The organism is Aeromonas sp. s1(2024) (assembly GCF_040908005.1).
GTDB lineage: Bacteria > Pseudomonadota > Gammaproteobacteria > Enterobacterales > Aeromonadaceae > Aeromonas > Aeromonas caviae.
This window is the reverse complement of sequence record NZ_JBFOCW010000059.1, coordinates 152,645-164,607: the sequence shown is the minus strand read 5'-3', so window position 1 is coordinate 164,607 and position 11,963 is coordinate 152,645. Positions and strand designations below refer to the sequence as shown.

10 protein-coding genes are annotated in these 11,963 nt (G+C 61.2%); 6 read left to right on the top strand and 4 right to left on the bottom strand.

Features of this window, described 5'->3' with window-relative positions:
* Positions 1–43 precede the first annotated feature (43 nt).
* Entirely contained in the window at positions 44–1,600 is a 1,557-nt protein-coding gene (locus AB5Y70_RS14360) for a sensor domain-containing diguanylate cyclase (protein WP_049636316.1), read from the top strand.
* A 34-nt stretch (positions 1,601–1,634) separates the two neighbouring features.
* Positions 1,635–2,504 (top strand): patatin-like phospholipase RssA, encoded by an 870-nt coding sequence (gene rssA / locus AB5Y70_RS14355; protein WP_029313973.1) that lies wholly within the window; start codon positions 1,635–1,637, stop codon positions 2,502–2,504.
* A 65-nt stretch (positions 2,505–2,569) separates the two neighbouring features.
* Here the strand turns inward: rssA and AB5Y70_RS14350 are convergent, their stop codons facing one another.
* Together AB5Y70_RS14350 and AB5Y70_RS14345 are read right to left on the bottom strand one after the other, a co-directional pair.
* Positions 2,570–3,931, bottom strand: coding sequence for a sodium-dependent transporter (locus AB5Y70_RS14350; protein WP_102948779.1), 1,362 nt, complete (start codon positions 3,929–3,931; stop codon positions 2,570–2,572).
* 195 nt (positions 3,932–4,126) lie between these two features.
* The gene (locus tag AB5Y70_RS14345; RefSeq protein ID WP_010673503.1) at positions 4,127–4,393 is read right to left on the bottom strand and encodes a DNA-binding transcriptional regulator; all 267 of its coding nucleotides are present in this window, start codon (positions 4,391–4,393) and stop codon (positions 4,127–4,129) included.
* 258 nt (positions 4,394–4,651) lie between these two features.
* On the opposite strand from AB5Y70_RS14345, the gene AB5Y70_RS14340 reads away from it, so the two are divergent.
* The 4 genes from AB5Y70_RS14340 to AB5Y70_RS14325 all read left to right on the top strand — a co-directional run bounded on the left by AB5Y70_RS14340 (position 4,652) and on the right by AB5Y70_RS14325 (position 9,256).
* Positions 4,652–5,239 (top strand): hypothetical protein, encoded by a 588-nt coding sequence (locus tag AB5Y70_RS14340; RefSeq protein WP_103244459.1) that lies wholly within the window; start codon positions 4,652–4,654, stop codon positions 5,237–5,239.
* A gap of 305 nt (positions 5,240–5,544) precedes the next feature.
* Positions 5,545–6,564: a porin OmpA gene (gene ompA, locus AB5Y70_RS14335; RefSeq protein ID WP_010673501.1), complete on the top strand. Its 1,020-nt coding sequence runs from the start codon at positions 5,545–5,547 to the stop codon at positions 6,562–6,564.
* Positions 6,565–6,976: 412 nt separating this feature from the next.
* Positions 6,977–7,978, top strand: a complete 1,002-nt coding sequence (gene ompA / locus AB5Y70_RS14330) for a porin OmpA (protein WP_039039303.1) — start codon at positions 6,977–6,979, stop codon at positions 7,976–7,978.
* A gap of 219 nt (positions 7,979–8,197) precedes the next feature.
* Entirely contained in the window at positions 8,198–9,256 is a 1,059-nt protein-coding gene (locus AB5Y70_RS14325; protein WP_202006968.1) for an OmpA family protein, read from the top strand.
* A gap of 74 nt (positions 9,257–9,330) precedes the next feature.
* Here AB5Y70_RS14325 and AB5Y70_RS14320 read toward each other — a convergent pair whose 3' ends face one another.
* Positions 9,331–11,025 (bottom strand): NAD-dependent malic enzyme, encoded by a 1,695-nt coding sequence (locus tag AB5Y70_RS14320; protein WP_202006970.1) that lies wholly within the window; start codon positions 11,023–11,025, stop codon positions 9,331–9,333.
* A 55-nt stretch (positions 11,026–11,080) separates the two neighbouring features.
* Complete coding sequence (locus tag AB5Y70_RS14315; protein WP_041213342.1) at positions 11,081–11,938, bottom strand: AraC family transcriptional regulator; 858 nt, start codon at positions 11,936–11,938, stop codon at positions 11,081–11,083.
* Positions 11,939–11,963: the final 25 nt, after the last annotated feature.

The window sequence follows — 11,963 nt, the reverse complement described above, 5'->3', positions numbered from 1 at the left end:
TGCCTTACACTGATGCCGACTCTCGCCATCTTCCGGTACGCCCATGTCCATTCCCTCCCCCGCCTTTGCCAGATACCGATTGCAGTGGCTGCTGCTGGGCCTCGGCCTGCTGCTGTTGCTGCTCGCCCTGCAACATGCGTTTCGCCAGGTTACCGAGATCAACAAGCGTGACACCATCAACGCCGCGACCCAGCTCAGCAGCCAGCACCAGCGGATGGAGACCTTCCTTGAGGCCATGCGCGGCCAGGCGGAGGAGCGCCTGCGCAGCAATCCCCAGTCCGTGCTCTCTCGCCAGCTCTATCAGGCGCTGCAATCCGACGGGGAACACGGCATCAACCTGGATCGCATCCCCGTCGATCTGCCCCCAGCCCTCATCGGCAACCTGACCGGGCAGGGCCCGCTGCCCCACGACGGCAGCGAGCGGCAAGCCAGAATACATCTCGCCCTCAGCCTCTCTCCCCTGCTCGCCACGGCCAGCAAGCTGCTGGACAGGGACGTGGCCTGGATCTACTTCACCGGTACGGACAATTTCATCTACCTCTATCCCTGGGTGCCATCCAGCCAGTTTCGCTTCGATCCCGTGATTTACAGCAAGGCCTACTGGCAGGAGGCGATGGCCAGGTATCCCCACCTGGAGCACGCCATGCTCTCGCGCCCCTACCAGGATTTTGCCGGACGGGGGCAGATGATCACCCTCTCCCAGCCCATTACCCAGGGCGGCCAGATCATTGGCCTGCTCAGCATCGACATCCAGACCGTCACGCTGGCGCAGACCCTGCACCGCCTCGCCCCCCGGATTGGCACCCTGTTCCTGCTCAACGCCCATCAGCAGATCCTCGCCAGCAGCCAGTCCGGTACCGCGCCGCCCCCCGTCAGGACGGCGCAGTCAGCGGAATATGAGTGGCAACAGGGCGCCTTGCAGCTCGTCTATCCCATCCCGGAGACACCGCTCTCCCTCATCCATCGCATCCCGCTGCTGCCTCTGCTGCAGACGCTGTTGTGGCAATCGGCGACGGCGCTCATCACCATTCTCTGTCTGGTGGTGGCGACCGTCTCCAGCCTGCGTGCCCAGCGCCTCAACCGGCGCCTCAACTACCTGTCTCGCCACGATGCCCTGACCGGCGCCTTCAACCGCCACTACTTCGATGCCTTCGAACACCGCCAGGCCCTGACAGGCCGCCAACGCATCGGCGCCATCATGTTTGACTGCGATCACTTCAAACAGGTCAACGACCGTTTCGGCCACGGGGTGGGCGATCAGGTCCTCATCCGTCTGGTGCAGCTCTGCCAGTCCCTGCTGACACGGGAGTGCCACCTGATCCGCTGGGGCGGCGAGGAGTTCCTGCTGCTCGTCGCCGATGAAGCGATCCCTCTGGCCCCCTTGGCCGAGCGGCTTCGTCTGTGCATAGCAGAGCATCCCTGGAGCGCGATTGCGGCCGAGCTGAAGGTGACCGTCAGTCTGGGCCACTGTCGCCAGTCACCGGCCATCTCCTTGCAGGAGGTGATCCGCCGCGCCGATATCGCCCTCTATCAGGCCAAGGCCAACGGCCGCAATCGCAGCGAAGCGTGGCGGGATGACGGGCAGGAGAAGCCGGAGTAAGCTGGACTCCCACTTCATGTCAGGAGACGCAACTGTGTCACGAAAACCCCGTCTGGGATTGGCCCTGGGCAGCGGTGCGGCCCGAGGATGGGCCCACATCGGCATCATCCGTGCCCTGGAGCGACTCGGCGTCAAGCCGGATCTGGTGGCTGGCTGCTCCATCGGCAGCTTTGTCGGCGCCGCCTATGCCGCTGGTGAACTGGACAAGCTGGAGAGCTGGGTGCGCGGCTTCAGCCGCCTGCAGGTCATGGGGCTGCTCGATCCTGCCCTCTCCGGCGGCCTGTTTCGCGGTGACAAGGTATTTGGCATCGCCGCCGGCCATCTGGGGGATCCCGCCATCGAAAGCCTGCCGCTGCCCTTTGCCTGCGTCGCCACCGAACTCGATACCGGTCGCGAGATCTGGTTGCAGGAAGGGCCGCTTCGCCAGTGTGTGCGCGCCTCCTGCGGTATGCCCGGCCTGCTCACCCCGACCCGGGTGGAGGATCGCTGGCTGGTGGACGGGGCCGTGGTCAACCCGGTCCCCATCTCCCTGGCCCGCGCCATGGGAGCCGAGGTGGTGATCGCCGTCAACCTCAACACCGACATGCACCAGCCCTGGACCGACGAACCGGACGAGCCCGTGCAGGGGGGGCTGCTCAGCCAGTGGTTGAACCGGGGCGAGCGCGAACCCAGTACCCCCGGCATGTGGGGGGTGATGACGGGCTCCATCAACATCATGCAGGAGCGCATCACCCGTGCCCGGATGGCCGGGGATCCCCCCGAGATCCAGCTCTGCCCGCGCCTTGGCAACCTCTCCATCATGGATTTCCACCGCGCGAGCGACGCCATCAACGAGGGGGAAGCCTGTGTCGAGCGCAACCTGGAGCAGCTCAAGGAGGAGCTGTCACGACTCTGCCTGATATGAAGGCATATCGGGATAAAAGACAAAAAGAGCGCCAATAGGCGCTTTTTTGTTTCGGGTTACGCGGCTCAGAACAGCCCCAGCCCCTTGAGCATCACCACCAGGATCAGCAGCGGCGACACATAGCGGATGATGAAAAACAGGGGGCTGAGGATGGGCAGCGCCAGCTTGCCTCCATTGGTCAGCGCCGTCGTCATCCGCTCGAATCCCCATACCCAGCCCACAAAGAGGCAGAGGAAGATGCCGCCAAGGGGCATCAGCACGTTGGAAGAGACGAAGTCGAACAGATCGAAGAAGGTTTTCCCGCCAACCTGCACATCCGCCAGCGTGCTGCTCGAGAGCGCACAGGTCGAGCCGACCGCCCCCAGCACCAGCAGGTTGATCAGGGTCGCCCTTGTGCGGCTCATGTGAAAGCGCTCGGAGAGCACCGAGACCGGCACCTCCAGGATGGAGAGCATGGCCCCGGTGGCTGCGATGGCGGAGAGCACGAAGAAGAGCACCATGAAGAGGTGTCCGAAGGGGATGCTGGCAAACACCGCGGGTATGGTGATGAACAGCAGGGAGGGGCCTGCGCTCGGCTCGAAGCCAAAGGCAAACACCGCCGGGAAGATGGCGATCCCCGCCAGCATGGAGACGAAGAGATCCGCGCACATCACCCGTACCGTGGTGAGAGGGATGTGCTGATCATCGCGAAAATAGCTGCCATAGGTCATCATGCAGCCCATCCCGATGGAGAGCTTGAAGAACGCCAGCCCCATGGCCGTCAGCACGACGCCTGCGGTCACCTTGGAGAAATCCGGCGAGAACAGGAAATGCAGTCCTTCGCTCGCTCCGGGCAGAGTCAGGCTGCGCACGCCTATCACCAGCAGCAGGATGAAGAGCAGTGGCATCAACCGCTTGGTGACCGCTTCGATCCCCCTGGAGACCCCCATCAGCAAGATCCCCCCCATCAGGGCCAGCACCAGCCACTGCCAGAGCAGACTCTGCAAGGGATCCGTGATGAGCGAATTGAAGGCAGCCCCCGTGACGGCGGGATCGGTGGAGAGGATCTCGCCGCTGGCCGCCTTGAAGATGTAGGCAAACACCCAGGCCGCCACCTCGGAGTAGAACGACATGATGAGGAAGGCCGCGCTCACCCCCATGGCGGCGATCAGCCACCAGGGTTGCCCCTTCGGAGCCAGCTTGATGAGCCCGCTGACCGCATCCGTCCTGGCCTCGCGCCCCAGCATGATCTCGGAGATCATCACCGGCAATCCCACCAGCAGGGTGGCGATGACATAGACCAGCAGAAAACCGGCGCCACCGTTCTCACCGGTCAGATAGGGAAACTTCCAGATATTCCCGAGCCCGACGGCAGACCCCAGGGTCGCGGCCAGCACGCCAAAGGTGCTGGTAAACCCATCTCTGGCTTTGGTAATGGATTGGCTCATCGTTGTCTCGCTGTGTGGATCACCGCCTGAATTAAAAGGGTCGGAGTGTTCCGTGGATTAATCCAGCCCGACAAGATGATTTAGTGAAAATCGCCGCTGGCCGCACACAACGCATTATTTAATTAAATAATCATCCATTTTGATAAATAAAAAATGCCGCCTCGAGGGCGGCATTTTTATCAAGGTTGAACTGAATCAAGCCTTGGCAATATCGTCCGGACCGATCTGGCCGATTTCGGCGACTTTCTTGTCAGCCAGCAGCCAGAGGGTGAACTTGTGCAGATCGGGGTGGTGGGCCAGGGCAACCAGGAAGGCGCCTCCGACTTCACGGTAACCCAGTTCATAGTTCTTCAGGGTGGTTGGGGGGACGCCCAGCAGATCGGCAAACTTGGGACGGCTCAGGCCTACCGCTTCGCGGATCTGACGGATCTTCTTGCCAACAGTTACGATATTTGAATTCATGTGTTCCATACTCCGTTCGGCGGATTGACTCCACCTTTATTTTTCGCGACGACTCGTAGTCAAGTGTATCAGTTTTGAACGGACTCGTTATGGTCGAGCCTCTATCTATAATCAGCGTCTTTCGACGACAACCCTTCACAAACCTCGGGGATGGTAATCGCTGCGTCGCCTCAGGTAAACAGTCTCGAAAAGAAACCTTTCTTGTTGCCCGGCCATCCCTCGTATAATTCGCCGGTTATTTCCAAGAGAGTCATCAACATGGCATTTCCCGGCATCATTTCCCGTCTTCATTCCGACCCGGACTCCCTCCCCCGTCAGCTCGCCCAGGGTCTGCAGACCCGGGCCGAGGCGTTCTGGTTACCCATGGCCATGCAGGGGGACGCCACCACCGTGCTGGCGGCCCTCCCGGACAGCTGCAGCCTCTATCTTGAAGGCCAGGCGACGCTTCCCCTGCGCAGCCACGACGGCGTCGTGGCAGAAAACGGCACCCTGGCACTGGGCAATGGTCACACGATGACGCTGGCCAGGGAGAAAGGCGATGGCGGCATCGTGCCGGAAGAAAGCCTCGCCGAGATGGCCCAATGGCTGGAAGCAGGTCATCGGCACTTCATCTGCTCCACCGCCGTCCAGCCCGTGGCGCGGGCCATCCTCAACATCTGGCCTCTCGATCCCTACCTCGCCCGTCACTTCTTGCTCAGTTTCACACCCTTGCTGTGCGAAGCAACTGAGGCGGACTATCTTGCTGTCCTCTCAGTCAGGGCGGGTGACGCCACCCCGCGGCACGCTTGGGCTGAGGCTTATATGAAGCTTGAGAAGAAACTGCATCGCGCCTACTTGGATCACTAATAAATCCCAAGAAACAGCCAGTTATCCCTACGACACAATTTGCCCCATCCCTTATCTGTGAGCTTGATCATGTTTTGAAATGGGCATAAAGTACGCCACGTCATCGGAATGACGTCGGCTGTTCGTGGCGGAGTATGCATTGTCGACAGTGCAACCCGCGCACTTGTGCACCCAGATACGTGCCTCCTGGATGGATCTAGGATCCCTGTTCGCACCAACGTCGTTGGTCGACAGAGCCAGCAGCTTACATAAATTACAAAGTGCGAAGCACGTGAACAACGTGCCATCTCAACGAGGATTATTTTATGATGAAAATGGCTCCTTCCCTGATCGCCATCGCTATGGCCACCATGGGTGCAACTGCAGCTCACGCCGCTGACGACATCTACTTCGGCGCCGGTGTTGGTGCAACTCACTTCAACGGTCTGAACAAGATCGAAGGCGTGAACGTTGGCGAAGAAGATGCGGCTGCTGCCAATGCCTTCGTTGGTTACAACTTCAACGAATACTTCGGTTCCGAGCTGGGCTACCAGTACACCGGCCGTGGCAACACCGACGGCAACCGTTACGAGAGCCAGGGTGCCACCCTGTCCGGTATCGCTCGTCTGCCGCTGGGCAACGATTTCTCCCTGTTCGGTGAAGCTGGCGCCTACTGGGGCCACACCGACGGTCTGGGCACCAGCGATACCAAAGTATCCCCGCTGGCCGGTGCCGGTGTGACCTACAAGGTCAACGACGCGCTGGATCTGCAAGCTCGCTACCGCTACATGTGGGACGTGGCTGACCTGCACGCCGACAACGTACGCTACAAGTCCAACCAGAGCGTTGCGACCCTGGAAGCCGTTTACCACCCGTTCCGTACTTCCTACGTAGCGCCTGCTCCGGCCCCGGTTGTTGAAGAAGCACCGGCCCCGGCTCCGCAAATCGTTGAGAAGAACTTCGCCCTGAACTCCGACGTGCTGTTCGCCTTTGGCAAAGACAGCCTGAAGGCTGAAGGTGTGCAAGCCCTGAACGCTCTGTACCAGCAAATCGTTGAGTTCCAGCCGAAAGACGGCAACGCCGTTGTTGTTGGTTACACCGACCGTATCGGTTCCGACGCTTACAACCAGAAGCTGTCTGAAGCTCGTGCCCGCACCGTTGCCAACTTCCTGGTCAGCAAGGGTATGGCTGCCAGCAAGGTTGCCATCGAAGGTCGCGGCGAAGCCAACCCGGTCACCGGCACCAAGTGTGACGGCGTCAAGGCCAAGGCTCAGCTGATCTCCTGCCTGGCTCCGGACCGTCGCGTAGAAGTTCGCGTATCCGGCGTACAAGAAGTTCAAAAGTAATCTGACTTCGCTCAGATAACGTAAAAAAGGGGATGCCACGGCATCCCCTTTTGCTGTCTCTCTCCTCCCCCCAGCGACACTCTCTGTCTCACCTTTTCTCCCCTTTGCCCCCGTATTGCGGCCCCGCGACACCGGTGTCGGCGCTGCATATCTGTGCAGAAACTTGATCACGCTGATTCAAAAGAATACAGTAGCAACGCTTGTAAGACATTGGATGAACTATTAAAAGTGCTCAGTGCCCGGTTAGTTGTCCATGGAGAAACAGCTTCATGAGAATCCAGGTTTCCATCCATTTTTTATTCAAGCCGTCCGTGATCCGCTCACGGTGTCGCACATGAAGTGTCATCTGCGACCGGTATAACAAAGAGTGCGCAGTACGCCCATAGCACGGCAACTCAACGAGGATAAAACGATGAAAATGAAAATGGCACCAACCCTGATTGCTCTGGCCATTGCAGCCATGGGAACCACCACCGCTCAGGCGGCCGACGACTGGTACACGGGTATGGGTGCAGGTTGGGCCTATGGCCACGACCTGGATACCTTCGGCCAGGATGCTGACAAGGACGCCACCGCGCTCTCCCTGTTCGGCGGTTACAACTTCACCGAGAACTTTGCCGCCGAGCTCGGCTATCTCTATGCCGGCAAGGCTGGCGTCGATGGCGTCGACTTCAAAACCCAGGGTGCCACCCTGTCCGGTATCGCACGCCTGCCCATGAATGACATCTTCTCCGTCTTCGCCGAAGGGGGTGCCTACTTCAACCACGTCAACGGCAACGGCCAGAGCGACAACGGGACCTCGCCGCTGGCGGGTCTGGGTCTGACTGCCAAGCTCTCCGACCTTATCGACCTGCAGGCCCGCTACCGCTACATGTGGGATCTGGGTGACGATCAGAAAACCTGGAAAACCGACATGAGCGTCGCCACCCTGGAACTGGTGATGCACCCGAACCGCACCACCTATGTGGCACCGGCCCCGGCACCGGCTCCCGAGCCGGTTCCCGAGCCTGTCATGGTCGACAAGAACTTCTCCCTGAGCTCGGACGTGCTGTTTGCCTTCGGCAAATCCACCCTGAAGCCGGAAGGGGCTGCTGCGCTCAACACCCTGTATCAGCAGATCGTCGACGTCCAGCCGAAAGATGGCAGCGCCGTGGTGGTGGGTTACACCGACCGCATCGGCTCCGATGCCTACAACCTGAAGCTGTCTGAAGCCCGTGCCCGCACCGTGGCCGACTTCCTGGTTGGCAAGGGTCTGCCGGCTGGCAAGGTTTCCATCGAAGGTCGTGGTGAAGCCAACCCGGTCACCGGCACCCAGTGTGACGGCATCAAGGCCAAGGCTCAGCTGATCGCCTGCCTGGCACCGGATCGCCGCGTCGAAGTCCGCGTCACCGGCGTACAGGAAGTGCAGCAATAAGAGGTTGACCACCTGTTGCAAAAAGGGGCCATTCCGGCCCCTTTTTTAATGCCCGCACGGCACCACCAACGCGGGCCGCCCACCTGCCTGCCCCACCGATTCTCCATACAGATGCGTCACTTAAATGGTTAAAGCGCTCACATCGCCTATACATAATGTTGGCTATACATAGCAAAGGGCTGGGAGCCCTATAACACCCAACATCGACGAGGATACGCGATGAACATAAGACTGAAACCTGTGTGGATTGCATTGGCACTGGCGACGAGTGCCGCCCAGGCGGCACCTGTTCACGACTGGTATGTGGGGGCTGGGGGTGGCTGGGCCTTTGCCCATGACATCGATGATTTCAGCCAGGACGTCGGCAAGGACGCAACCGCCATCAACGCCTTTGTCGGCTACAACTACAACGAGAATCTGGGGGCAGAGCTCGGCTACCTCTCCGCCGGTGACTGGGATATTGCCGGCCAGGACTTCAACAGCAAAGGGGCCACCCTGTCGGTCATTGGCCGTTTGCCGCTGGGGGACATCTTCTCTGTCTTTGCCGAAGGGGGCGGTTATCTCTATCACGTCGACTCCGTCAACGGGGGAGATGACAACCTGGCTCCCCTGGCGGGTCTGGGCCTGACCGCCAGACTGAGCGACTGGGTAGACATCCAGACCCGCTACCGCTACATGGTGCGAGTCGGGGACGATCCTGACAACGACAAGGTGGGCAGCGGTACCAAACGCTGGGTCAGCGACATCAGTACCGCCACCATCGAGCTGGTGCTTCACCCCAATCGCACCGTCGCCGCAGTGCCGGTGGCCGCGCCTTTGGTCGTGGCACCGCCACCCCCGGCTCCCGAGCCGGTGGATCAGACCTTCAACCTGAGTTCGGATGTGCTGTTTGCCTTTGGCAAGGCGGAGCTCAAACCGGAGGGGATGCAGGCACTCGACACCCTCTACCAGCAGATCGTCGACGTCAAACCCAAGGATGGCAACGCCATGGTGATGGGCTACACCGACCGCATCGGCTCGGATGCCAACAACCAGGCACTGTCGGAGGCCCGTGCAAGCACGGTCGCCAACTTCCTGATTGGCAAGGGGCTGCCCGCAGACAAGGTGAGCATTCAGGGCAACGGCGAGAGCAACCCGGTCACCGGCACCCAGTGTGATGCCATCAAGGCCAGGGCTGCCCTCATCGACTGCCTGGCCCCGGATCGCCGGGTCGAAATCCGGGTCACCGGTGTCAGCAATCCCGCCGAGCCCGCCCCCGCCGAGCAACCGGCACAATAACCTCCTCTTCCTTCACCGCCGTGCACAAAAAAGGGATGCCGAGGCATCCCTTCTGCATGTCTGTCCCCTTGGGATCAGAAGGAAGTACGACGATAGCGGCGGTACTCGGGGCGCCAGAAGTTCGCCTCGATGGCCTGATCGATCACATCATCGGGGGTCTGCACCGCCTTGCCCTGCAACATGGCGGTCTTGGCCACCATCTTGGCGATGTAGCGGGAGACCTGATGGATGTCCGCCAGATCCGGCAGCAAGGAGCCCTCTTCCCCCTTCACCAGGGGTGAACAATCCGCCAGGGCGCGGCTGGCCGACATCAGCATGGCATCGGTCACCCGGTTGGCACCGGAGGCGATCACCCCAAGGCCGATCCCCGGGAAGATGAAGGAGTTGTTGCACTGGGCGATGACGTAGCGCTTGCCCTTGTACTCCACCGGTGCGAACGGGCTGCCGGTGGCGACCAGCACCTGGCCGTCGGTCCAGCGAATGAGATCCGCCGGGGTGGCTTCCACCCGGGAAGTGGGGTTGGAGAGCGGGAAGATGATGGGACGGGCACAGTGCTTGTGCATGGTCTTGACCACCTCTTCGGTAAACAGACCCGGCTGGCCGGAGACCCCGATCAGGATGTCCGGGCGACCGTGTTCCATCACCTCCTGCAGGGAGATGTTGTCCCCCACCGGCCACTCCTTGATCCGTTCGACCGGCTGGGAGAGCTTGCGCTGGAAGTCGAGCTGGTTGGGGATCTTGTCTGTGATGAGACCGAATCGGTCCACCATGAAGACCCGGCCCCGCGCCTCGGCGTCGGTCAGCCCTTCGGCCTTCATCTGCGCCACGATCTGCTCGGCGATGCCGCACCCGGCACTGCCCGCCCCGAGGAAGGCGACCCGCTTCTCGGAGAGCTTGGCACCGGAGGCCTTGCAGGCGGCGATGAGGCTGCCCAGGGTCACCGCGGCGGTCCCCTGAATGTCATCGTTGAAGCAGCACAGCTCATCCTTGTAGCGGTTGAGCAGTGGGGTGGCATTGCCCTGGGCGAAATCCTCGAACTGCAGCAGGATGTCCGGCCAGCGGCGCTTGACCGCCTGGATGAAGGCATCGACGAACTCGTCGTACTCTTCGCCGGAGATGCGCGGATGGCGCCACCCCATGTAGAAGGGGTCGTTCAGCAACTGCTGGTTGTTGGTGCCCACGTCCAGCACCACCGGCAGGCAGTAGGCCGGGGAGATGCCGCCACAGGCGGTGTAGAGGGAGAGCTTGCCGATGGGAATGCCCATGCCGCCGATGCCCTGATCCCCGAGGCCCAGGATGCGTTCGCCGTCGGTGACCACGATCACCTTGACGTTCTGCTTGGTGGCATTTTGCAGCATGTCATCGATCCTGTCCTTGTCCGGATAGGAGATGAAGAGGCCGCGGGCACGACGATAGATGTTGGAGAACTCCTCGCACGCCTTGCCGACCGTCGGGGTGTAGATGACCGGCAGCATTTCGGTGAGGTGGTTGTTCAGCAGGCGGTAGAACAACGTTTCGTTGGTATCCTGGATGTTGCGCAAATAGATGTGCTTGTCCATGTCGTTGCCAAACGCCATGAACTGGCGATAGGCACGCTCTGCCTGCTCTTCGATGGTTTCGATGTTCTGGGGCAGCAGACCCTCCAGATTGAAGCTGCTGCGTTCTTCGCTGGTGAAGGCGCTGCCCTTGTTGAGCAACGGCGTCTCCAGCAGGGCTGGACCTGCGTAGGGAATGTAGAGGGGACGTTTCTGATTATTATCTTCAAACATGGATCTGTACCTTGACTGTGTGGCCCGTCGATCCTATGGGCTTGAGCCAACAATTTCAAAGGGTTTGCACCTCCCTTGCGAAAGGTTTGCGACCCAGTCGACGAAAGGCCCCCGGAGTCTGACCCGTCAGACGGCGAAAACGGTTGGCAAAGTTGGCGCCGTCGCTGTATCCGACCCGGGCCGCCAGCTCGGCCAGCGGCCAGTTGGTGTAGAGCAGCAACTGGCGCGCCTTGTTCATGCGAAGCCCGGTGAGCCAGGCCATGGGGCCCATGCCGAACACCTGCTGGCAGAGCCGGTGCAGATGGGGCACCGAGCAGGCCATCTGATCAGCCAGCAGGGCCACGCTCCAGGGCTCGTCCAGACGTGCCTCCACCCGCCGAAACAGCGCCTGCAGCCGCAGCTCCGGCGTGCCGCGCACCTCCCCCTGCAGGGTCCGCTCCAAGAGCGCCAGCAGCAGGCTCAGCAGCTGGGGCTGGAGTGGCGAACGTATTCCCTCCCCCTGCATCAGGCTGAGCAGGTGGTAGAGCTGCTCCCCCTCCTCCCCCTGCCAGATGCGATGACCAAGCCGATGCAGATGCTGCCAGCGCGGCACGTCATCCAGCAGGATCCAGCTGGTATGCCAGGCTTCCCCCACCAGCCTGAGGCCCCCCGGCACGGCGGCCGGGAGAAAGACCAGGGCTCCCGCCGGGATGGGCTGCTCCCCGCCATCGGTGAGCAGGGCGCCTCCCTCGTCATGGCTCACCATCAGGATGTGAAACTCCGGTCGGTTGCGGCGGATAAGGTAGTGCTCCCGTATCGTCGAGAGGCCGGTCAGGAAGACGCCCGCCTCCCCAAGCAGGGGCAGCCCTTCGCGTCCCAGCATCCGCTCTTCGCAGGCCGGGGCGATTTCCAGACACTCGCTGATAAATGGCATAGCACCTCAACAGGATAGTTTTGCA